This window comes from Salipiger sp. ABN3_019 (assembly GCF_056158605.1).
On sequence record NZ_JBSWTP010000009.1, the window covers coordinates 48,905 to 70,198 of the forward strand.

At 66.1% G+C, this 21,294-nt stretch carries 19 protein-coding genes; 15 read left to right on the top strand and 4 right to left on the bottom strand.

Features of this window, described 5'->3' with window-relative positions:
- Positions 1–166: 166 nt before the first annotated feature.
- On the bottom strand, positions 167–2,647 hold the full coding sequence (locus ACXAD2_RS08295) for a hypothetical protein (protein WP_475169014.1): 2,481 nt from the start codon (positions 2,645–2,647) through the stop codon (positions 167–169).
- A 140-nt stretch (positions 2,648–2,787) separates the two neighbouring features.
- Here ACXAD2_RS08295 and ACXAD2_RS08300 point away from each other — a divergent pair, with 140 nt between their 5' ends.
- Entirely contained in the window at positions 2,788–3,486 is a 699-nt protein-coding gene (locus ACXAD2_RS08300; protein ID WP_475169015.1) for a thiamine diphosphokinase, read from the top strand.
- On the opposite strand, the gene ACXAD2_RS08305 is transcribed toward ACXAD2_RS08300, so the two are convergent.
- Positions 3,407–4,348: a DMT family transporter gene (locus ACXAD2_RS08305; RefSeq protein WP_475169016.1), complete on the bottom strand. Its 942-nt coding sequence runs from the start codon at positions 4,346–4,348 to the stop codon at positions 3,407–3,409. The genes ACXAD2_RS08300 and ACXAD2_RS08305 overlap by 80 nt on opposite strands.
- A 335-nt stretch (positions 4,349–4,683) precedes the next feature.
- Here ACXAD2_RS08305 and secG point away from each other — a divergent pair, with 335 nt between their 5' ends.
- Entirely contained in the window at positions 4,684–5,073 is a 390-nt protein-coding gene (gene secG / locus ACXAD2_RS08310) for a preprotein translocase subunit SecG (RefSeq protein ID WP_475169018.1), read from the top strand.
- Between the two features lie 170 nt (positions 5,074–5,243).
- On the top strand, positions 5,244–6,887 hold the full coding sequence (locus ACXAD2_RS08315; RefSeq protein WP_475169019.1) for a CTP synthase: 1,644 nt from the start codon (positions 5,244–5,246) through the stop codon (positions 6,885–6,887).
- 75 nt (positions 6,888–6,962) lie between these two features.
- Here the strand turns inward: ACXAD2_RS08315 and ACXAD2_RS08320 are convergent, their stop codons facing one another.
- Positions 6,963–8,090, bottom strand: a complete 1,128-nt coding sequence (locus ACXAD2_RS08320) for an acyltransferase family protein (protein WP_475169020.1) — start codon at positions 8,088–8,090, stop codon at positions 6,963–6,965.
- Between the two features lie 331 nt (positions 8,091–8,421).
- Here ACXAD2_RS08320 and ACXAD2_RS08325 point away from each other — a divergent pair, with 331 nt between their 5' ends.
- The 12 genes from ACXAD2_RS08325 to ACXAD2_RS08380 all read left to right on the top strand — a co-directional run bounded on the left by ACXAD2_RS08325 (position 8,422) and on the right by ACXAD2_RS08380 (position 20,305).
- Complete coding sequence (locus ACXAD2_RS08325; RefSeq protein ID WP_475169021.1) at positions 8,422–9,210, top strand: 23S rRNA (adenine(2030)-N(6))-methyltransferase RlmJ; 789 nt, start codon at positions 8,422–8,424, stop codon at positions 9,208–9,210.
- Between the two features lie 147 nt (positions 9,211–9,357).
- Positions 9,358–9,765 carry a tellurite resistance TerB family protein gene (locus tag ACXAD2_RS08330; protein WP_475169022.1) on the top strand — a complete coding sequence of 136 codons (408 nt, stop codon included), beginning with the start codon at positions 9,358–9,360 and terminating at the stop codon, positions 9,763–9,765.
- A gap of 177 nt (positions 9,766–9,942) precedes the next feature.
- Positions 9,943–10,383, top strand: coding sequence for a tellurite resistance TerB family protein (locus ACXAD2_RS08335; protein WP_066104767.1), 441 nt, complete (start codon positions 9,943–9,945; stop codon positions 10,381–10,383).
- 146 nt (positions 10,384–10,529) lie between these two features.
- Positions 10,530–11,342, top strand: a complete 813-nt coding sequence (locus ACXAD2_RS08340; RefSeq protein ID WP_318246649.1) for an ABC transporter ATP-binding protein — start codon at positions 10,530–10,532, stop codon at positions 11,340–11,342.
- A 49-nt stretch (positions 11,343–11,391) separates the two neighbouring features.
- Complete coding sequence (locus tag ACXAD2_RS08345) at positions 11,392–12,114, top strand: transporter substrate-binding domain-containing protein (RefSeq protein ID WP_066104762.1); 723 nt, start codon at positions 11,392–11,394, stop codon at positions 12,112–12,114.
- A 50-nt stretch (positions 12,115–12,164) separates the two neighbouring features.
- Positions 12,165–13,046, top strand: a complete 882-nt coding sequence (locus ACXAD2_RS08350) for an ABC transporter permease (RefSeq protein WP_066104759.1) — start codon at positions 12,165–12,167, stop codon at positions 13,044–13,046.
- Positions 13,043–13,852 carry an ABC transporter permease gene (locus ACXAD2_RS08355; RefSeq protein WP_066104756.1) on the top strand — a complete coding sequence of 270 codons (810 nt, stop codon included), beginning with the start codon at positions 13,043–13,045 and terminating at the stop codon, positions 13,850–13,852. The genes ACXAD2_RS08350 and ACXAD2_RS08355 overlap by 4 nt, the downstream gene beginning before the upstream one ends.
- Positions 13,853–14,086: 234 nt before the next feature.
- Positions 14,087–15,430: a glutamine synthetase family protein gene (locus ACXAD2_RS08360; protein ID WP_475169025.1), complete on the top strand. Its 1,344-nt coding sequence runs from the start codon at positions 14,087–14,089 to the stop codon at positions 15,428–15,430.
- Between the two features lie 119 nt (positions 15,431–15,549).
- Entirely contained in the window at positions 15,550–16,233 is a 684-nt protein-coding gene (locus ACXAD2_RS08365) for a type 1 glutamine amidotransferase (RefSeq protein ID WP_475169027.1), read from the top strand.
- Positions 16,230–17,594: a glutamine synthetase family protein gene (locus ACXAD2_RS08370; RefSeq protein WP_475169029.1), complete on the top strand. Its 1,365-nt coding sequence runs from the start codon at positions 16,230–16,232 to the stop codon at positions 17,592–17,594. The genes ACXAD2_RS08365 and ACXAD2_RS08370 overlap by 4 nt, the downstream gene beginning before the upstream one ends.
- A gap of 85 nt (positions 17,595–17,679) precedes the next feature.
- On the top strand, positions 17,680–18,981 hold the full coding sequence (locus ACXAD2_RS08375) for an NAD(P)/FAD-dependent oxidoreductase (protein ID WP_475169030.1): 1,302 nt from the start codon (positions 17,680–17,682) through the stop codon (positions 18,979–18,981).
- A gap of 112 nt (positions 18,982–19,093) precedes the next feature.
- Entirely contained in the window at positions 19,094–20,305 is a 1,212-nt protein-coding gene (locus ACXAD2_RS08380; RefSeq protein ID WP_475169032.1) for a DegT/DnrJ/EryC1/StrS family aminotransferase, read from the top strand.
- On the opposite strand, the gene ACXAD2_RS08385 is transcribed toward ACXAD2_RS08380, so the two are convergent.
- The gene (locus tag ACXAD2_RS08385) at positions 20,293–21,243 is read right to left on the bottom strand and encodes a DMT family transporter (protein ID WP_475169033.1); all 951 of its coding nucleotides are present in this window, start codon (positions 21,241–21,243) and stop codon (positions 20,293–20,295) included. The two genes, ACXAD2_RS08380 and ACXAD2_RS08385, sit on opposite strands and share 13 nt — an antisense overlap.
- Positions 21,244–21,294: the final 51 nt, after the last annotated feature.

The window sequence follows — 21,294 nt, forward strand, 5'->3', positions numbered from 1 at the left end:
AGCGGTCCCCCCTGCCCTGTTCCCGCCGCGCGAGGCACATCGCCGTGAACGAGGCGCCCCGGCCCAGTGAAACGCCCGGCCAGATGACCCGACCGGCCCAGTGAAACGCAAAGCGCCCCCGCGATGGCTCGCAGGGGCGCTTTGATGGCGGGGTCTTGGCCGCCGGTCAGCCTGCGGCGCGGGCCGAGGGCTTGAAGCTGATCCGGTCAGAGACGGTGAATCGCCCGCCGCCGGTCTTCTCGATCTTACCGTCGCGCAGAAGCTGGCCAAAGCTGCGCAGGCGATCCTCGCGGCTCGAGTCCTCGCCTTCCACCTGACGCACTTTGGTCATCAGCTGCGGGCGCGAGAACTGGGCGCGGCCCTCGATATACGACAGGTAAGAGGCTGCGGCCTCAAGAAGCTCCGGCAGGTCGTGCGCGCCGACGCTTTCGGCGTAGCTGGCGAAATCGCCTTGAACGCCCGCGGGGGCTTGCTCTTCCAGATCGGCCAGCGTCACGCGGCGCGGACGCAGCGGCGCTTCGGGCGCATCCGCGGTTTCGTTCACGCGCTGCTCGGCGACCAGCTTCAGCGGCGCGGGGCGCAGCGGAGCCTCGACGACCGGGCGCTCGCTGGCGGCCTGCGGAGCCGGCGCGGGGCGGCGCGGACGCACCACATCCGCCAGATCCTCGCGGTAGGGCTGCGCCTGCTCTTCGGCGTCTTTCTTGCGGCCCAGCAGACGGTCGGCGCGGGTTGCGGCCACGGCGGCGCGCAGATGCGCGATGGCGCTGCGGCGGCGGTTGCCCTCGGGCTCTTCAAGCTGGGTGTTGGTCTCGTTCAGGATGCGCGAGGTGTCATTGTCCTCGACGCTGGTCTCGGTCAGCATCATGCGCGCCGGGCTCGAGAGTTTCACCGCCTTGCGCACGTCCTGCTGCGCGGCGCGGATCATCTCTTCGATGTCACCGTCCTGCTCTTCACTGTCCTGATCGTCACTGGCCTGATCATCCCAGTCCTGATCGTCACCGTCCTCATCGGCCTCATCCAGCGGCGCGTCGAAAGCTTCGGCGAATTCCTCGGCCAGATCGTCGTCTTCGTCATCCTCATCGTCGAGCAGGGCATCGCGGGCAGCTGCGGAGGCGGCGAGGTCTTCCTCGTCGTCATCCTCATCGTCCCAATCGTCGTCGCCCCATGCTTCGTCGTCGAAATCCTCATTTTCGAGGTCTTCGTCGTCCCAAGCGCTCTCTTCTTCGGTCTCGGCTTCAAGCTCGGCAAGCAGCGTCTCGGCGGGCACGGGCGTGTCCGCTTGGGCCTCTTCCGCCGCCGCGCTGATCTGATCGAGATCGTCGACCTCGTCCCATTCATCCTCGAGACCGGCGGCCAGTTCGGCCTTCACCGCTTCAAGCTCGCGGGCAAGGTCGGCCTCGTCATCGGCGCTGAGGCTGCTCTTGGCAGGCTCTTGGCGCACTTCTTCCAGCGCACCCGTCGCCACGGCGGCGTCGAAGGCGGCGCGGCTCACCTTCACCACGCGCACCCGGCGCGGTTTGGACGGCTTTGCGGCCTCCGGCGCGGTGTTGGTGGCGGTGTCGGTGGCGGCTTCTGCGGAAGCCTCAGGTGCAACCCGGACCACTTTCGCGGGGGCCGCAGCTTTGGGCGCAGCCGCCTCGATCTCAGCCTCTTCAGCATTGTCCGGCGCGGCGGCAAAAGCCTTGGTCAGCGCAAAGGGGGCGTCCGCGACCGGCGCGTCGAGCTCTGCCTCAAGGTCCGCATCCGTGGCATCCTCTTGGTCGTCCCAATCTTCGCCCTGCAGCACCGACAGGTCGATCTGCATATCCTCTGCGTCGTCCGCGTCTTCAGCGGCCTCATCAAGGGCCACATCACGGACCTCGGGCGCATCCATATCGAGCGTGCCGAGCATGGCGGAGACGGCGGCAACCGTGTCTTCACCGTTCTGATCGGCGTCTTCGCTCACGTCCGGCGCGGTCGCGGCAACGGCCCCGCCCGACACAACGGCGCGAATGCGGCGCAGCTTGGCGGCCACGCTGTCGTCGGAGGCCGGAACGATGCCCGCAACCGGCGCGGCGGGCGCGGCAACAGCGGCAACCGGCTCGTCGTCGTAATCATCGTCAAAGGCGTCATGGGCGGGCGCGGCGCTTTCCGCCGCAAAGAACGCCGCCTCGGCGGAGAGGCTGTCATCGCCTTCGGCCAGAATCTCGGCCTGCGTCTCAGCCTGCGTGGATTCGGCGGCGGCTTTGGCAGCAGCCTCCGCTTCGCGCTGAAGCTCAGCTTCCTCGGCGGCGGCTTCCTCAGCGGCGGCTTCGGCGGCAGCGCGCTCGGCGGCCTCGCTCAGCGCCTGTTCCATGCCGCGCTCGGCGTCGGGGCCGACCACATCGGCACCTGCCTGCGCTGCCGCAGGCATCGCCGCATCGGCCAGCGGCCCGCGCAGCACCAGACGGCCGCTCTGCGCGTCGGCACTGACCTGCGCCTGCATAAGCTGCGCGGCAAGCTCGGGATCAAACTGCGGCGGCTCGGCACCGAAGAAGCGATCTTCCCGCACCACACCACGGAAGAAATTCGTGCTCTCCTTGACCACCGCGAGGGGATCCTCGAACCCTTCTGCCGTACAGGAGAAGGTGCCGTAGGAGACCGTCAATATCTTGCTGGAACTCACCATGTGCCGCTCACTCTTTCACTCGATCTGCAACAAACTGTTTACCATCCACTAGGAGACCAAAGCTGACCGAATCTGAGGTTTTCACCGTATCATTTCATGACCAAATTGTGGTCGTTTTCGCGAGAAGCCACTAAAAAGCCATGAATCCCGGAACGTCCGAACGTCTCAGGTCCGATGGACCCGTCTTGCTGGCGGGCGGCGGAGACTGCCCGCCCGACCTCTTGTCGCCGCTGCTGGACAAGGCTCAGCTGCGCGTGGCGGCCGATGGCGGCGCGGATGCGCTGCTGGCAGCCGGGGTGATCCCCGATGCGGTGATCGGCGATCTCAATTCCCTGACAGACGACGCCCGCGCCGCGATCCCGCCAGAGCGAATCCACCTTATCACGGAACAGGACAGCACCGATTTCGACAAGTGTCTGCGCAACATCGCGGCGCCTCTGGTCTATGCGGCGGGCTTTCTTGGTGCACGGCTTGATCACCAACTGGCGGCGATGACGGTTCTGGCGCGTCACCCCGACCGCCGCTGCCTGCTGGTGGGCCGCGATGACGTGGTGGCACTCTGCCCGCCGCGGATCTCGCTCGAGCTGCCCATCGGCTGCCGCTTTTCGCTTTATCCGATGGCGGACTGTGGCGGCACCAGTTCGGGGCTGCGCTGGCCGATCGACGGGCTGCGTTTCAGCCCCGATGGGATCACCGGCACGTCGAACCAGACCGATGCGCCGCGCGTGGATCTGAGCTTTGATGCCCCGAAGATGCTGATCATTCTGCCGGCGCAGCATCTGGCGCCACTGGCGCAGGCGCTGCTGCAAGCCGACGCGCGATGGCCCGCTCGCGCATGAGGATATAAAGCCCCGAGGCGACGGTGATGCAGATGCCCACCGTCGCCAGCCCGTCCGGCAGGTCGTTCCAGACCAGAAAGCCGAACAGCGTGGCGAAGGGAATCTCCAGATATTGCATCGGCGCCAGCGTCGCGCCGGGCGCAAAGCGCAGCGACCATGTCATCAGCAGATGCGCCAGCGTCCCGAGCAGGCCAATGCCAAGGATCAGCCCCCAGACCTCGGCCCCGTCGCCGCTCCACTCCAGCGCGGGCAGCATGGCCCCCGGCAGCAGCGCCAGCACCGGCACGAGGATCAGCACCGCCATCCCGCCCGAGATCGCCTGCAGCGAGATCGCATCGGTGTCGCGCGCGATCTGCCGCGTGACCAGCATGAAGAGCGAGAAGTTCAGCGCCACGCCCAGCGGCAGCAGCGCCGGCCAGCCGACCTCGGCAAAGGCGGGCTGCACCACCAGCAGCGTGCCGACAAACCCGACGCCGCAGGCCGCAAGCCGCCGCCAGCCCACCTCCTCGCCCAGCACATAATGGCCGAGCAGCAGCATGAAGAACGGCATGACAAAGGCGATGGCCACCGCATCGGCCAGCGGCAGATGGCGCAGCGCGGCGAACATCAGCCCAATGCCCAGCATATGCAGCAGCGTGCGCAGCGCGGTCAGGGCGAAGATTCGCCGCCGCATCCGCCAGACCCGATGGGTGGCGATCACCAGCGGTGCCAGCACCAGCGCCTGAATGGCAAAGCGCAAAAGCAGCAGCTGGCCGATCGTGACCTTGTCCCCAAGCAGCTTGGCCGTCGCGTCACCCATCGGGGCGACGATGCAGAAACCAAGCATCAAAAGGACACCAAGAAGGGGACGATCACCAACCATGAGGCGAACGGTAGCCGCACCTTTTCACTCAGACAAGAAATTCTGTCATGTGCCGCACCGGGTTTGACTGGGGAACCTCCGCTCTCAGCCCCACTGAAGGCCGCCCTGCCGCTGCGCCCAAGAGTGCGTATTTGTGGAACAATGAAGCGCGGGCAGCGGGCGGTGCTGCGGCTGTTTTGGCGCCGCGCGCCTGACCTCTATCCTGACGTCCAGCCTGACTTACATGCCGCAACGGGTGGCTGCCGCCGCATTGCCGCCAAGAGCCGGGTTGCGTGTGCAGTCGCCTTGCCCTACACAGCGCCCGTTCAACACAGCCGGAATGCCTGAGACGCCCCATGGAAAACGTGATCCTCATCGTGCACCTCCTCCTTGCGCTCGCGCTTATCGGCGTGGTGCTTCTGCAGCGATCCGAAGGCGGCGGCCTTGGGATGGGCGGCGGCGGCGGTGGCGCCATGAGCCAACGCGCAGCAGCCACGGCTCTGGGCAAGATCACCTGGGGGCTCGCCATCGCCTTCATCATCACCTCGATCACCCTGACGGTGCTCGCGGCGAGCGATGCAAGCGGCACCTCGGTCATGGACCGGCTCACCGGCGGCAGCTCCGCCGAAGAGAGCGACGGCTCCGCTCCGGCAACGCTCGACACGGATGGCCTGCTGCCGCCGCCGTCGGGCGAGACGGGCACCAATTCTGGCGCGGATGCGCCGATGGTTCCCAGCGCGGACTAATATCCGCCAGACTAACAACAGCTTGAGGGCCGCCTGTCAGCCGCAACAGCATCTTGCGGTTGGCTAGACAGTGCGGCCCGAATCCTTTATACGTGGACTCCCGTGATGCTGCGGCTCGTTGGGCCGTGGGTGTCCTCCATTTTGACGCAAATCACGGGGTCGCGCTGCCAATGGCACGTTTCATCTTCATCACCGGCGGTGTCGTTTCTTCGCTCGGCAAGGGTCTGGCTTCCGCGGCGCTTGGCGCGCTGCTGCAGGCGCGGGGCTTTTCGGTCCGCCTGCGCAAGCTCGATCCGTATCTCAACGTCGATCCGGGCACTATGAGCCCCTTCGAACACGGCGAGGTCTTTGTCACCGACGACGGGGCCGAGACCGATCTCGATCTTGGCCACTACGAACGCTTCACCGGCGTTCCGGCGCGCAAGACCAATTCCATCTCGTCGGGCCGCATCTACACCAACGTGCTCGAGAAAGAGCGCCGCGGCGACTACCTCGGCAAGACCATTCAGGTCATTCCGCACGTCACCAACGAGATCAAAGACTTCATCTCGATCGGCGAGGATGAGGTGGATTTCATGCTCTGCGAGATCGGCGGCACCGTCGGCGACATCGAGGGCCTGCCCTTCTTCGAAGCCATCCGCCAGTTCAGCCAGGACAAGCCGCGCGGCCAATGCGTGTTCATGCACCTGACGCTGCTGCCGTGGATCAAGGCCTCGGGCGAGCTGAAGACCAAGCCGACGCAGCACTCGGTCAAGGAACTGCGCTCGATCGGCCTCGCGCCCGACATTCTCGTGTGCCGCTCCGAGGGACCGATTCCCCAGAAGGAACGCGAGAAGCTCGCGCTCTTCTGCAACGTCCGCCCCGACAGCGTGATCGCCGCGCAGGACCTGTCGTCGATCTACGACGCGCCGCTCGCCTATCACCGCGAGGGGCTCGATCAGGCGGTTCTCGATGCGTTCGGCATCACCCCGGCGCCGCGCCCCAACCTCGAAAAGTGGGAAGACGTCTCGGAACGCATCCACAACCCCGAGGGCGAGGTGAATGTCGCCATCGTCGGCAAATACACCCAGCTCGAAGACGCCTATAAGTCGATCGCCGAGGCGCTGACCCATGGCGGCATGGCGAACCGGGTGAAGGTGAATGTCTCTTGGGTCGATGCCGAGCTCTTCGATCAGGAAGACCCGGCGCCGCATCTCGAAGGCTTCGATGCGATCCTCGTGCCCGGCGGCTTCGGCGAGCGCGGCACCGAGGGCAAGATCAAGGCGGCGCAATTCGCCCGCGAGCACAAGGTGCCCTATCTCGGCATCTGCCTCGGCATGCAGATGGCGGTCATCGAAGCGGCGCGCAACGTCGCAGGCGTGGCCAAGGCGGGCTCGGAAGAGTTCGACCACGAGAAGGGCGAGAAGCGCTTCGAGCCGGTGGTCTATCACCTCAAGGAATGGGTGCAGGGCAACCAGCGCGTGAACCGCTCGGTGAGCGACGACAAGGGCGGCACCATGCGCCTCGGCGCCTATGACGCGGTTCTGACCGAAGGCTCGAAAGTGGCCGAGATCTACGGCACCACCGCCATCGACGAGCGTCACCGTCACCGCTACGAGGTCGACATCAAATACCGCGAGGCGCTGGAAAAAGGCGGGCTCTGCTTCTCCGGCATGTCGCCCGATGGCCGCCTGCCCGAGATCGTGGAATGGCCCGATCACCCGTGGTTCCTTGGCGTGCAGTTCCACCCGGAACTGAAATCGAAGCCCTTCGATCCGCACCCGCTCTTCAAGGATTTCGTGCGCGCCGCGAAAGAAGCCTCGCGTCTGGTCTAAGTGCCACCCTCGCAGAATTTGAAAAGGCCCGGGCATACGTCCGGGCCTTTTTGCGATAGGGCCTGCGCCCGCGGATCAGCGCAGCGCGCCACGCCCGGCCAGCGCGGGCATCGCGCCCACCGCCCAGCTTTCCAGCGCAAAGACATGCCGCCGCAGCCGCAGCGCCGGGCGCTCGATCAGCACCCACGACAGATGCGCCACCAGCGCCGTCACCGGCAGCGACACCAGCGTGATCCAATACCATTCGCGCAGACCGGGCAGCAGATAGGCCACCAACTGCTCGATGATGAAGTGATACAGGAAGATGCCATAGCTCAGATCGGCCCGCTTCAGCACGCCAAGCCGCGGCACATTCATCAGCCCCAGCCCAACCGTCACGTAAGAGATCGCGAAAATCCCCACGTATTGGCCCAGCCCGCTAAGGCTGAACGCGATCACCGCGATCACCGCGCCGGCCAGCACGAATCCAAACCGCACGGCGATCACCTCGCGCCACGCATGCAGGCAGACGCCGCAGACGAAGGCCAGCACCAGCGCCCGTCCGGTGACCGTGCCAACCCAAGGGTCGAAATGCCAGCCGGTGCGCAGCCCCATTTTCACCACCGACAGGGTCAGGAAGGCCAGCAGACCCAGCAGCAGCACGCGCCGGTCGCGCCGCGCGCCAAGCAGCGTCAGAAGGCCAAGGCCGATGTAGCAATAAAGCTCGTAGGGCACCGTCCACAGCTGGCCGTTCGCCATGCCCTCCTGCGGGTTGCCCGCGAAGACCCCCGGCAGATACATCGACTCGTTGCTCACATGGCCAGTGGCGTTGAGCAGGTAGCGGGCGAACTCCTCGGCGGCGAAATACTCGGGCCACGCCAGCGAGGTCACCAGCGGTCCCAGCACCACCGCCGACAGCACCACCTCCACCGCCAGCGCCGGATAGATGCGGATGAACCGCAGCCCCATGAAGGAAAACAGCGTGCGGCAGCGATAGAGGCTGCCCGCCACCAGAAAGCCCGACAGGGCAAAGAACATCGGCAGCACGGTCATCGCCAGCCCGTCGCTGGGGAAATGGCTCCAGATCACCTCCATGTAGAATTGCTGCCCATAGGCGATCTGCACGCTGTGAATCGCCAGAACCAGAACCGAGAGCAGCAGTCGCATATAGTCAAAGCCGCTCGGGCGGCCCTCGGCCGCCGTCATGAAGTCCTCGATTGTCACGGTTTCGCTCCTCGGCGCGGCAGAGGGGCGTCCCGTCCTCTCGCAGCCGCGCGTAAAAATTTTCAAAAAATTTCTTCCGTCAATTGGGGGCAGCATCGCGCGCGCTTCAGGGTCCCGCAAGGCCGAACCACCCGCGCCGCCGATGTGGGCGCTCTGTTGCTCGCATTTGCGCCGCCCTGCGCGCCGACCTGCCCAGCACGGCGGCAGGCCGAAAGCGCGCGCCAAGGGCCATCGGCTCGACAGGGCGCGCCGCAAAGGCTATCTGCTGCGGCATATGCATGGGTTGTGCATGCTTTGTGCATCGCTTGTGCCCCCCTGCTCCGAGGCCCAGATGCTTTCCTACCAACATGCCTTCCACGCCGGGAACCTCGCCGATCTGCAAAAGCACGCGCTGCTTGCAGAGCTGCTGTCCTACCTCACGAAGAAGGACAAACCGCTCACCTATATCGAGACGCATGCCGGTCGCGGTCTCTATGATCTGACCTCCGACGAGGCGGTGAAAACCGGCGAGGCGGCGCAGGGCATCGGCGCCCATGCAGGCATCTTCGGGCCCGATCACCCCTATCTTGCCGCGCTGGATGCGGTGCGCCGCGAGCATGGGCCAAACGCCTATCCGGGCTCGCCGCTCATCGCCTCCAAGCTGCTGCGCGCGAACGATAAAATCCATCTCGCCGAGCTTCATCCGCAAGAGCATCAGGCGCTGACGCTGGCGCTGCGCGCGCCCAATGTGACGCTGCACCGGCAGGATGGGTTTGCCCTCGCCCACAGCCTCTGCCCGCCCGAGCCCCGGCGCGGCGTGCTGCTTGTCGATCCGCCCTATGAGCTCAAGCAGGACTACGTCGAGATCCCGAAATTCTTTCGCCAGATCAATAAGAAGTGGAACGTCGGCGTGCTGGCGCTCTGGTATCCGATCCTCAGTTCCGCCGCGCATGTGCCGATGCTGGCGGCGCTGACCGAGGATTTCCCCGACGCGCTCTGCCACGAGATCCGCTTTCCCCCCGTGCGCGAAAATCATCGGATGATCGGCTCGGGCATGTTCGTGGTGAACCCGCCGTGGGGTCTGTCCGAGGCGGCAAGCGCCCTCACCGATCGGCTGCGCCGTGCCAAGGCCGCGCGCTGACCGCGCAAGACCATTGCCCGCCGCCGGAAGCTGACGCAAAGTAAGTCAGACGACACTCAGCAAACAGGGCCGACATGACACGGTTCACGCCTAAGCGCAGCCGCGCGCACCGAGGCTAAGATATTGCCGCGCGGTCTGAAATTCTGGATGGCAGCCCCCGAGGCGACGCCGCTCGAACCCTGCGATGTGCCGCTGGCGCTCGGGGCGCTGTTGCTGCGCGCCGCCGCCGAAGCCCAAGGCCAGCCGCCATTGCTGCGCATGTCGGTGGTCGATGCGGTTCTGGCCCGCCGCCACGAATTGACCCCGCGCGAGGCCGCCGAGATGCGCATCTCCTGCCAGGCCGTCGCGGCGGCAGCCCCCGACACCGCCTGTTTCGCCGCGCTTCTGGCCCGCGCGGTCGGCTATCGCGAGCGGCTGGCGCTGGCGCATTGTCTTTATGAGGTCATGGCCGACGCCGAAGCGCCTGCTGCTTCGCTGCAGAGCGCGTTGTGGCTGTCGGAGCATCTGCTTTTCGTGACGCCGCAGGACCTTGCCGCGCCCAACCGCGCGAATTGACCGACGGTAGCTGGCCGCAGTTGGACGTAGCTGGGGGCTCTGCCCCCATCCGCTGACGCGGATTTCCCCCGGGATATTTGCCTCTAGACGAAGGCGGAAACCGCCGCACACAGCTTCGTGCGGGCCCCGTCACGCTCTGCCGTTGGCGCGGCGGCAAGAGGCGGCTATATCTTGCCTATGTTTGCGGATTTCCTGAAACGGCTGGTCGATCCCGGCCCCGAGCTCCTGCCCGACGCCGATGCGCGGCTGGCGCTCTGCGCTTTGCTCGTGCGTGTGGCGCGGGCCGATGAAACCTACGACCAGTCAGAGCAGGACCGGATCGACCGCATCGCCGCGACGCGCTATGGCCTGTCGCCCTTCGAGGCCAGCAAGCTGCGCCGCGAGGCCGAGGCGCTGGAGGCCGAGGCCCCCGATACCGTGCGTTTCACCCGCGCGATCAAGGACGCCGTGGCCTATGAGGATCGCATCGCGGTGATCGAGGCCTTGTGGCAGGTCGCGCTGGCCGACGGCAGCCGCGACGACGAGGAAGACGCGCTGCTGCGGCTGGTGTCGAACCTGCTCGGCATCAACGACAGAGATTCGGCGCTGGCCCGGCAAAGGGTCGAAGCCGCGGGCTGAGACCCCGTCCATCCGGCTGATTTCCGGGCAATTGCCCGTTTACGCCGCGCAAACCCGGCAGAGCCTGCTGTTTTGCGCATGGACATCGGGGCTGCTTTTCGCCCATTCTCGCCGCCAGATTCAGCAACTGCCCAAGAAGGTGAGGCTTGACCGATCCCGCTCCTGCCAACGCCCCAGCCAACGCAAAGACCCTCGATCCCGTCATCGAGATCCGCGATCTGCACAAGGCCTATGGCGAGCTTGAAGTCCTCAAGGGCGTCAGCATCACCGCCAAGCGCGGCGACGTCGTCTCGCTGATCGGATCTTCGGGCTCGGGCAAATCCACCCTGCTGCGCTGCTGCAACCTGCTTGAAGACAGCCAGCAGGGCGAAATCCTGTTCAAGGGCGAGCCAGTGCGCTGGCACGGCTCCGGGCACAATCGCCGCCCGGCGGACCCCAAGCAGGTGCTGCGCATGCGCACCAATCTTTCCATGGTGTTCCAGCAGTTCAACCTCTGGGCCCATATGACCATCCTGCAAAACGTGATGGAAGCGCCGCTCACCGTGCTCGGCCGTCCGCGCGCCGAGGTCGAGGCCGCCGCGCGGCGCTATCTCGACAAGGTCGGCATCGGCGACAAGGCCGACGTCTTCCCGGCACAGCTTTCCGGCGGCCAGCAGCAGCGTGCGGCAATCGCGCGCGGACTGTGCATGGAGCCCGAGGCGCTGCTCTTTGACGAGCCGACCTCGGCGCTCGATCCCGAGCTGGAGCAGGAAGTGGTCAAGGTGATCAAGGATCTGGCCGCCGAAGGCCGCACCATGATCATCGTCACTCACGACATGAAGATGGCCCATGACGTGAGCGATCACGTGGTGTTCCTGCACAAGGGGCTCATCGAGGAAGAAGGCGCCCCGGCCGAGCTGTTCGGCGCGCCGAAATCGGAACGACTGCAGGGCTTCCTGCGGTCGACCAGCCATGTCTGACAAGCGGCCAAGAACCGCAATCGGACGCGTAAACCAGGGAGCAAGTTACATGAAATCCATCCTTCTCGGCACCGCCGCGCTGGCGATGACCGCCAGCGTCGCGCTGGCACAGGACGTGGTGCGCATGGGCACCGAGGGCGCCTACCCTCCGTACAACTTCATCAACGACAGCGGTGAAGTGGACGGCTTCGAGCGCGAACTGGGCGACGAGCTCTGCACCCGCGCCGAGGTGACCTGCGAGTGGGTGACCAACGATTGGGATTCGATCATCCCCAACCTCGTGTCGGGCAACTACGACACGATCATGGCCGGCATGTCGATCACCCCCGAGCGGGCCGAGGTCATCGCCTTCACCCAGAACTACACCCAGCCCGACCCTTCGGCCTACCTCGTGCTTTCGGGCATGGAAGACGTCGATCTGAAGGGCGCCGTGATCGCCGCGCAGACCGGCACCATTCAGGCCGCCTTTGTCGCTGAAATGGGCGCGACCCTCGTGGAATACGCCACCCCGGACGAGACCGTCGCCGCCGTGCGCAGCGGCGAAGCCGACGCGGTTCTGGCCGACAAGAGCTATCTCGCGCCGGTCGCCGACGAGAGCGACGACGTGGTGCTGCTCGAGCAGGAAGAGCTGATCGGTGGCGGCGTCGGCATGGGCCTGCGCCAGAGCGACGCCGAGCTGAAAGAGAAGTTCGACGCGGCGATCCAGTCCATGAAGGACGATGGCTCGCTCAACGAGCTGCTCGTGAAATGGGAAATCGGCGCTCCGTTCTGAGCGCCCCAAGACGAGGGGGCCTGTCCGGCCCCCTCGACGGCTGATCCGACATGTTCTCTTGGTGTACCGACCCCGACGCGATCTCTGGCCTGAGCTGGCTGAGCTGCTACCTGACCACGGGCAAGCACATGTCGATCTATGTCTCGGTCGGCACCGTGCTGCTGCTGCTGGCGATCACCGCGCCGGTGGCTCTGGCCTTCGGTTTCGGCGGCGCCATGGCGGCCCGCTCGCCCTTCCCGCCGCTGTCGTGGCTGGGCAAGGGCTATATCGCCATCGTGCGCGGCGTGCCGGACATCGCCTTTTTCCTGTTCTTCGTCATCGCCCTCGACCAGTTCTTCGAGTGGATCCGCCACGAGGTGAAATGCCCCGACTGGGATCAGCCGATCCGGCAGGGCAATGACTTCGTGGTCTGCGCCGAGGCCAAGCTGCCGCTCTCGACCGCGGCGCAATGGGTGCATGAGACCTATGGCTTCTCGCTCGCGGTGCTGACCTTCGCCATCGTCTTCGGGGCTTTCGCGGGCAATGTGCTCTTTGGCGCCATGCGCGCCGTGCCGCACGCCCAGCTCGAGACCGCCGAGGCCTATGGCATGACCCGGCGCCAGACCTTCTGGCGCATCCTCGTGCCGCAGATGTGGGTCTATGCGCTGCCCGGCCTGTCGAACCTGTGGATGGTGCTGATCAAAGCCACGCCGCTGCTGTTCCTGCTGGGGGTCGAGGACATCGTCTATTGGGCGCGCGAACTGGGCGGCTCGAAGACCGCGCGCTTCACCGACTATCCGCACCCCGACTGGCGGGTGTGGTATTTCGCGGCGCTGCTGGTCTTCTATCTGGTCTTCACCCGCGTGTCGGAGATCGTCCTTGACCGCATCATGAAGCGCCTCACCCACGGTCAGGCGACCATGGGCGGCGAAGCGCAGAGGAAGGCCTCATGAGCTGCTGGGAAACCATTGCGGACTACGGGCTGCGCTCGATCGGCATCGGCGAGCGGCTGCTGCCGCGCGACAATTTCACCCTGTGCCAGCAGTTCACACTGATCGGCTCGGGGATGCTGTGGAACATCTACTTCGGCATCGTCAGCCTGATCACCGGTTTCTGCCTCGCCACGGCGCTGGCCATGGGCAAGGCATCGAAGATCACCCCGCTGCGCAAGCTGGCGGAATGGGTGATCTTCGTGTTCCGCGGCTCGCCGCTCTTCATCCAGTTCTTCTTTGCCTACTTCCTGTTCCTCAGCCTCAAGAGCGTCTCGCCGGTCTTCGATCCGCTGACCTCTGCATGGCTGGGCGCGGCGATCGTGCTGTTCTTCAACACCGCCGCCTATTCGGGCGAGATCTTCTACGGCGCGCTGCTGTCGGTGCCCAAGGGCGATGTGGAGGCGGCTGACGCCTACGGTTTCTCGGGGCTGCCGCGCTTTCGCCGCATCGTCTGGCCGACCATGCTGCGCCTCGCGTGGCCCGCCTACACCAACGAGGCGATCTTCCTCTTCCACGCCACCACGCTGGTGTTCTTCTCGGGCTTTCCGGCGTGGCAGCAGCGGGGCGACGCGCTCTATTACGCGAATTACTTCGCCGACAAGACCTTCAACCCGTTCATCCCCTACCCGATCCTTGCGGGCTATTTCATCCTGCTGACGCTCTGCGTGGTCGGTGTCTTCGGGCTGATCAACAAGCGGCTGAACCGGCATCTGCCGAAAGAGCGCCGCCAGAAGATGCGGATGCGTCCGCGGCTTCTGCTGCGCTGACGGAGCGGACGTGAGGCGCGCCGCCTGAGCGCCCTTGCCCAACGCCCCCACCATACTCCGGCACCTGTCGTCCCCGGAGTCCCGGCGCCCGGCCATATTTCGCGTGGCGCGCCGCCGCTCTGCGCGCCCGCTCTTTCATCTTTCCAAAAATACTCCTCTCTTCCCTCCAAGCCCCCGCTTGCCAGCGTGCATCCGAGTCGCTACGCTTAATTTGATCAAATTTCCGGATAGACCATGACAGACCCGAAAACCTGGCTCCGCAAGAACCCCCAGGTCCGCACCATCCGCGTCGCCGCCTGCGATCTCAACGGCCAGCCGCGCGGCAAGCGCGTGCCCTCCCGTTTCGCCCATAAGGTTGTCGAGGACGGCACCCGCTTCCCCTTCTCGGCCCTCAACCTCGATATCTGGGGCGAGGACATCGACGACAGCCCGCTGGTGTTTGAAAGCGGCGACCGCGACGGCGTGCTCAAGCCCACCGAGCGCGGCTTCGTGCCGATGCCGTGGCTCGAGGCCCCCACCGCGCTTCTGCCGATCTGGATGTTCCACGAGGGTGGCAAACCCTATGAGGGCGATCCGCGCCACGCGCTGGCGCAGGTGGTGCGCCGCTACAAGAAGCACGGGCTGACCCCCGTGGTGGCGCTGGAGATGGAGTTTTTCCTGATCGACGACAGCACCCGCAAGCTGCAGGTGCCGGTCTCGCCCCGCTCGGGCAAGCGCCGCAAGGCCGCCGAGGTGCTCTCGATCCGCGCGCTCGATGCGTTCGACATCTTCTTCACCGATCTCTACGACGCCTGCGAGGACATGGACATCCCCGCCGACACCGCCATCTCCGAGGCGGGTCTGGGCCAGTTCGAGATCAATATGATGCATCAGGACGATGCGCTGCGCGCCGCCGACGATGCGTGGCTGTTCAAGATGCTGCTCAAGGGACTGGCGCGCCGCCACGGCTTTGCCGCCTCCTTCATGGCCAAACCCTACGAGGACTACGCCGGCTCTGGGATGCATATGCATTTCTCGGTGCTCGACGAGGACGGCAACAACATCTTCGACGACGGTGGCCCCAAGGGCACCGACGTGCTGCGCCACGCCATTGGCGGCTGCGTCAACGCGATGAGCGACAGCACGCTGATCTTTGCGCCGCATCTCAACTCCTACGACCGGCTGATCCCCGAGAACCACGCGCCCTGCGGCATCTCTTGGGCCTATGAGAACCGCACCGCGGCGATCCGCGTGCCCTCAGGCAGCCCGGCGGCGCGGCGCATCGAGCACCGCGTGGCGGGCGGCGACGTGAACCCCTATCTGCTCATGGCGACCATCCTTGGCGCGGCGCTGGCCGGGATCGAGGACGAGATGGAGCCGCCCGCCCCGATCACCGGCAACGCCTACGCGCAGGATCTGCCGACGATCCCCACCGACTGGGAATTGGCGATGGACGCCTTCGAGGCGAGCCCGATCATGCCGCGCATCCTGCCGCCCGAACTGATCCGCAACCTGCTGCTGACCAAACGGCAAGAGCAGCTCTACATGGCCGAACTCTCGCCGCAGGAGCAGGTAGAAATCTATCTCGATACGGTCTGAGCACCACCTTGCCGCCCTCGGGCGGCAAGGCTACCTTCGGCGCAGAACGCCCTGGCCTGAAAGACGCGCCAGACAAACCGCGCCACATAAACCGCGCCAGCGAAACCAACGTGTGATCCATGAAAATCGGCATCCTGCAAACCGGCCTCGTTCCCGCGGAACTCGCGGCAGAGACCGGTGAATACCCCGCCTTCTTCGCCCGCCTCCTCGATGGCTACGGCTTTGACTTCGCCAGTTGGTCCGTGGTCGAGGGGCAGTTCCCCGAAGGCCCCGAAGCCGCCGATGGCTGGCTGATCACCGGCTCGCGCCACGGCGCCTATGAAGAGCACGATTGGATCCCGCCGCTCGAACAACTGATCCGCGACGTCTACGCCGCAGGCAAACCGCTGATCGGCGTCTGCTTCGGCCATCAGATCATCGCGCAGGCGCTTGGTGGCAAGGTCGAGAAGCACCCCGGCGGCTGGATCATCGGCCCCACCGCCTATCACTTCGAGGGCGGCGATAAGATCATTAACGCGTGGCATCAGGATCAGGTCACCCAATTGCCGCCCGGCGCCGAGGTGATCGCCAGTTCGGACTATTGCGACTATGCCGCGCTGCTCTATCCCGGCCATGCCTACACGGTGCAGCCGCACCCCGAGTTCGACGACAGTTTCACCCGCGCGCTGATCGACACCCGCGGCCCCGGCGTGGTGCCGCAGGACAAGCTCGACGCTGCCGACAAGGCGCTTGGCACGCCGCTCGACCAGCGCGCCCTCGCCGATCAATTCGCGCATTTCTTCAAGCAAAAGGCTCTCGCATGACCGAAGACTGGACCGGCCAGCTTCCGCAACCCGCCACCGCCTATCTCGAAGGGCGGCGGCTCGACGAGGTCGAATGCGTGATCGCCGACCTGCCCGGCATTGCCCGCGGCAAGGCGGTGCCTGCGTCGAAATTTGCCCGGCAGGATTATTTTCACCTGCCGGAGTCGATCTTTTACCAGACGATCACCGGCGACTGGGGCGAGGCGGCGGATGAAAACGAAGGTTTCATCGAGCGCGACATGATCCTGCGCCCGGACATGACCACTGCCACCGCCGCGCCGTGGACCGCCGACTGGACGCTGCAGGTGATCCACGACGCCTTTGACCGCAAGGGCGAGCCGATCCCCTACGCCCCGCGCAACGTGCTGAAGCGGGTGGTCGAGCTTTACCGCGCCCAGGGCTGGGAGCCGGTTGTGGCGCCGGAGATGGAATTCTTCCTCGTGGCGCGCAACGTCGATCCGGCCAAGGACATCAAGCCGATGATGGGCCGCTCGGGCCGCCCCGCTGCCGCCCGTCAGGCCTATTCGATGACCGCCGTGGACGAGTTTGGCCCGGTGATCGACGACATTTACGACTTTGCCGAAGCGCAGGGCTTCGAGATCGACGGCATCACGCAGGAAGGCGGCGCCGGTCAGCTCGAGATCAACCTGCAGCACGGCGATCCGGTGAAATTGGCGGACGAGATCTTCTACTTCAAGCGGCTGATCCGCGAGGCGGCGCTGCGCCACGACTGCTTTGCCACCTTCATGGCCAAGCCGATCGCCGACGAGCCGGGCTCGGCCATGCACATCCACCATTCGGTGATGGAGATCGAGACCGGGCGCAACATCTTCTCCGGCCCTGCCGGCGGCGAGACCGACGCCTTCTATCACTTCATCGGCGGGCTGCAGGCGCATCTTCCAGCGGCGATCGCCGTGCTGGCGCCCTATGTGAACAGCTACCGCCGCTACGTGCGCGACAGTGCCGCGCCGATCAACCTCGAATGGGGCCGCGACAACCGCACCACCGGCATCCGCATCCCTATCTCGGGTCCGTCGTCGCGGCGCGTCGAGAACCGCCTCGCGGGGATGGATTGCAACCCCTACCTCGGCATCGCCGCCTCGCTGGCCTGCGGCTATCTCGGCCTGATGGAAGAGCGGCGTCCGTCGAAGCAGTTCCGCGGGGACGCCTATGAGGGCGAGGGCGACATCCCGCGCGTGCTGGGACAGGCGCTGGATATCTTCGACGAGGCGACCAAGCTGCACGAGGTGCTGGGGCCGGACTTTGCCCGCGTCTACTCGATCGTGAAGCGCACCGAGTACGAAGAATTTCTCGCGGTGATCTCGCCGTGGGAACGCGAGCACCTGCTGCTCAACGTCTGAGCCAGGGGCGGGCGCGAACAGGCCGGGGGCGCTGCCCCCGGACCCCCGGGATATTTGCATCTAGACGAAGCGGAGGCGGTGTTTCATGGACCTGCTGTTTTCCAACGACCGGCGCGGGGAATACCCGCAAAGCTGGTACGCGGCCACGGCGGATGCGCTGCCCCCCTTCCCCGCCCTCGAAGGCGAGGCGCGGGCGGATGTCTGCATCATCGGCGGCGGCTATACCGGGCTGTCGGCTGCGCTGCATCTGGCCGAAGCCGGGCTCGACGTGGCGCTGCTGGAGGCGCATCGCGTCGGCTTTGGCGCTTCGGGCCGCAACGGCGGGCAGCTTGGATCGGGCCAGCGGCAGGATCAGCTGAGCCTCGAGAAGATGGTCGGCGAGGCCGACGCTCGGGTGCTTTGGGATCTTGGCGAGGAGGCCAAGGACCTCTGCCGCGGCCTCATCGCAAAGCATGGCATCGACTGTTATCTGCGCGACGGCGTGGCGTGGTGCGGCTCCAGCAAGGGCGACGTGCAGCATCTGCATGAGTATGCCGAGCATATGGGCACGCGCTATGGCTATGAAATCGAGCGGCTCGACGCCGGGGCCTTCCATGAGCTCTGCCCCTCGCCCGACTATTGCGGCGGCGTGCTCGACATGGGCGCCGCGCATCTGCACCCGCTGCGCTTTGCCCAAGGGCTGGCGAAAGCGGCGGCAGGCGCCGGCGCGCGCATCTATGAGACCAGCCATGTCACCAAGGTCGATCAGGGCCCCGAGGCGATCATCCACACGGACAAGGGCCGTCTGCGCGCGGGCCATGTGATCTATGCCTGCAACGGCTATCTCGGCGATCTGCAGCCCAAGGTCGCGGCGCGCGTCATGCCGATCAACAATTTCGTCGTCGCCACCGAGCCGCTGGGGGAGCGCACCCGTGAAGTGCTGACCCGCGACGTGGCCGTGGCCGACAGCAAATTCGTGGTGAACTACTTCCGCCTCAGCCATGACGGGCGGCTGCTGTTCGGCGGCGGTGAGAGCTACGGCTACCGCTTCCCCTCGGACATCCGCGCGCTGGTGCGCAAGCCGATGCTGGAGATTTTCCCCCAACTTGAGGATGTGAAGCTCGACTACGCCTGGGGCGGCACACTGGCGATCACCATGAAGCGCCTGCCGCTTCTGGCGCGGCTCGGGCCCAACGTGCTGTCGGCCTCGGGCTACTCCGGACACGGCGTCGGCACGGCGGTCCATGCCGGGCGGCTGCTCGCCGAGGCGGTGCGCGGCCAGTCGGCGGGCTTCGACGCCATGGCGGCGCTGCCGGTGCCGAGCTTTCCCGGCGGCGCGGCGCTGCGCTCGCCGCTGCTGGTGCTGGCGATGAGTTGGTACGCGCTGCGCGACCGCCTCGGAATCTAAGAAAAAATCCGCCGACCCCCGCAAGGCCCCCGTATTTTGCGGGGGCTTTATACTTGGCTGTCACAAACGCGGTGTTTAAGGTTTTCGAAAGAGACAATTCGGGATTTGTGAAATGAGCAGCCTTCCCAACATGCATGATGCGGAACCGATCCCCGAGGAAGCGCGGGCCGAGATCGAGCGTCTGCTGCAATCGGGCGACCTTTTCCGCTACACCGCCGCCGAGGATGCGCCCGTCGCGCTGCTGGAACGCGAGTTCGCGGCGATGCTGGGCAGCAAATACGCGCTGGCGGTGTCGAGCTGCTCGGCGGCGCTGTTCCTGTCGCTGAAGGCGCTCGGCCTGCCGCGCGGCGCAAAGGTGATGATCCCCGGCTTCACCTTCGCCGCCGTGCCCTCGTCGATCGTCCATGCCGATTGCGTGCCGGTGCTTTGCGAGGTGGGCGAGAACTACCGCATCGACCTGAGCGACTTCGAGGCCAAGCTCGGCGACGTGCAGGCGGTGATCATCAGCCATATGCGCGGCCACACCTCGGACATGGACGCGATCCTGTCGCTCTGCGACGCGCGCGGCCTGCCGGTGATCGAAGACGCGGCGCATTCGCTGGGCACCACTTGGGCGGGCCGCAACATCGGCACGCTGGGCAAGGTCGGCTGCTTCAGTTTCCAGAGCTACAAGCTGGTCAACGCTGGCGAGGGCGGCATCCTGATCACCGATGACGCCGATCTGGTGGCGCGGGCGGTGATCCTCTCGGGCGCCTATGAGCACAATTGGAAAAAGCACATGACGCCGGGCGACAACTCGGCTGAGCTGGAAGAGGCTTTTGCCCGCTGGCAGAACCGGCTGCCGCTTTATAACCTGCGCCTGTCGAACCTTGCCGCCGCAGTCATCCGCCCGCAGTTGCCGCAGGTCGCGCGACGGGTGCGCGACGGGCGCCGCAACCACGATCACGTGGCCGCCATCCTGAACCGCTCGCCGTGGATCGAGGTGCCGGAAAAGCTCGGCCCCGAGGAGCGCGCGCCGGATTCGCTGCAGTTCAACCTTACCGGCATGGATGCCGCCGAGATGCGCGCCTTCATCGAGGCCGCGGCGGAGGCTGGCGTGAAAGTGCAGCTCTTTGGCCTGTCGACCGACAACGCCCGCGCCTTCTGGAACTGGCAGTTCCTCACCGAGATCCCCGAGCTGCCGCGCACCCGCGCCATGCTCGAGCGCGCCTGCGACACGCGGCTGCCCGCGCGGCTGACGCTGGAGGAATGCTCTGCCGTGGCCGAGGTACTGGTCAGCGCGGCCGAAAGCGTGATGGGTCCGCTGCGCGCCTACGGCACCTGAGTGCTGCCTTTTGATCGGCGCTTGGGCTGGCGGCGCAGCCGCGCCGTCAGCCGCCCATCGGTCACCAAGAGCCCCAGCGCGATCACCCCAAGCCCGAGATAGACCCCCGGCGACAGACGCTCACCAAGGAAGAGCGCGCCCAGAAGGATCGCGAAGGGCGGGATCAGCAGCGTCACCAGCATCAGGTTCGCCGCGCCAGCCCGCGCGAGAATGGCGAAATAGAGGATGAAGGCCAGCGCCGTGGCCAACAGCGACAGCGCCAGCAGCGCACCCCAGACCTCGGCCGAATAGTCGAGGCTCGGCACACCCTCGCGCCAGATCACCAGCGGCAGCAGCAGCGCCGTGCTTCCGGCCAGCATCCCAAAGGCGTTGACCAACGGCGGCTGCCCCGCAAGGCGCAGCTTGGCCCAGACGCTGGCGAGCGAATAGCTCAGCGCCGCCAGCAGCACTGCCCCCTGCCCGAGGTTGCGCGGGTCCAGCGTCGTCAGCCGCTCGGGGCCAATCACCAGCGCCACCCCGCAAAGCCCCAAAGCTGCGCCCGCCAGCTTGTGCCAACTCAGCCGCTCGTCGCGCAAGAGCAGCCCGGCAACCACCGCGCCCAGCACCCCGGTCGAGGCATTGAGGATGGCGGCCAGCCCGCTTTCGATATGGGTCTGCCCCCAGAAGATCAGCGTGAAGGGGATGGCGTTGTTGAGCGCGCCCATCACCAGATAGGCACCCCAGACACGCGCGCTGCGCGGCAGGGCAAGCCCGCGCCAGCGCAGCACCAGCCAGAGCGCAGGCAGCGCCAACGCCACGCGGTGCAGCGTCACCTGCATCGGGCTGAGCGCGCGCAGGGCAATCTCGGCGAAGAGGAACGTGCTGCCCCAAAGCGCCGCGAGGGCGAGCAGCAGCAGGGCGGCGGTGCGGTCGATACGGGGGGAAGCTGCGTGATCCATGCCCCCGCTTTGCCCGATCCGGGGCGGCGGGGAAATCCGGATCCTGCGCAA

Bases quoted from the DNA above. Each gene is read 5' to 3' on its own strand.
- ACXAD2_RS08360 (WP_475169025.1), top strand. From the start codon at position 14,087: ATGACAGACCCGAAAACCTGGCTCCGCAAGAACCCCCAGGTCCGCACC.
- ACXAD2_RS08295 (WP_475169014.1), bottom strand. From the start codon at position 2,647: ATGGTGAGTTCCAGCAAGATATTGACGGTCTCCTACGGCACCTTCTCC.
- ACXAD2_RS08300 (WP_475169015.1), top strand. From the start codon at position 2,788: ATGAATCCCGGAACGTCCGAACGTCTCAGGTCCGATGGACCCGTCTTG.
- ACXAD2_RS08325 (WP_475169021.1), top strand. From the start codon at position 8,422: ATGCTTTCCTACCAACATGCCTTCCACGCCGGGAACCTCGCCGATCTG.
- ACXAD2_RS08385 (WP_475169033.1), bottom strand. From the start codon at position 21,243: ATGGATCACGCAGCTTCCCCCCGTATCGACCGCACCGCCGCCCTGCTG.
- ACXAD2_RS08305 (WP_475169016.1), bottom strand. From the start codon at position 4,348: ATGGTTGGTGATCGTCCCCTTCTTGGTGTCCTTTTGATGCTTGGTTTC.
- ACXAD2_RS08380 (WP_475169032.1), top strand. From the start codon at position 19,094: ATGAGCAGCCTTCCCAACATGCATGATGCGGAACCGATCCCCGAGGAA.
- ACXAD2_RS08350 (WP_066104759.1), top strand. From the start codon at position 12,165: ATGTTCTCTTGGTGTACCGACCCCGACGCGATCTCTGGCCTGAGCTGG.
- ACXAD2_RS08330 (WP_475169022.1), top strand. From the start codon at position 9,358: ATGGCAGCCCCCGAGGCGACGCCGCTCGAACCCTGCGATGTGCCGCTG.
- secG (WP_475169018.1), top strand. From the start codon at position 4,684: ATGGAAAACGTGATCCTCATCGTGCACCTCCTCCTTGCGCTCGCGCTT.
- ACXAD2_RS08345 (WP_066104762.1), top strand. From the start codon at position 11,392: ATGAAATCCATCCTTCTCGGCACCGCCGCGCTGGCGATGACCGCCAGC.
- ACXAD2_RS08315 (WP_475169019.1), top strand. From the start codon at position 5,244: ATGGCACGTTTCATCTTCATCACCGGCGGTGTCGTTTCTTCGCTCGGC.
- ACXAD2_RS08335 (WP_066104767.1), top strand. From the start codon at position 9,943: ATGTTTGCGGATTTCCTGAAACGGCTGGTCGATCCCGGCCCCGAGCTC.
- ACXAD2_RS08375 (WP_475169030.1), top strand. From the start codon at position 17,680: ATGGACCTGCTGTTTTCCAACGACCGGCGCGGGGAATACCCGCAAAGC.
- ACXAD2_RS08355 (WP_066104756.1), top strand. From the start codon at position 13,043: ATGAGCTGCTGGGAAACCATTGCGGACTACGGGCTGCGCTCGATCGGC.
- ACXAD2_RS08365 (WP_475169027.1), top strand. From the start codon at position 15,550: ATGAAAATCGGCATCCTGCAAACCGGCCTCGTTCCCGCGGAACTCGCG.
- ACXAD2_RS08370 (WP_475169029.1), top strand. From the start codon at position 16,230: ATGACCGAAGACTGGACCGGCCAGCTTCCGCAACCCGCCACCGCCTAT.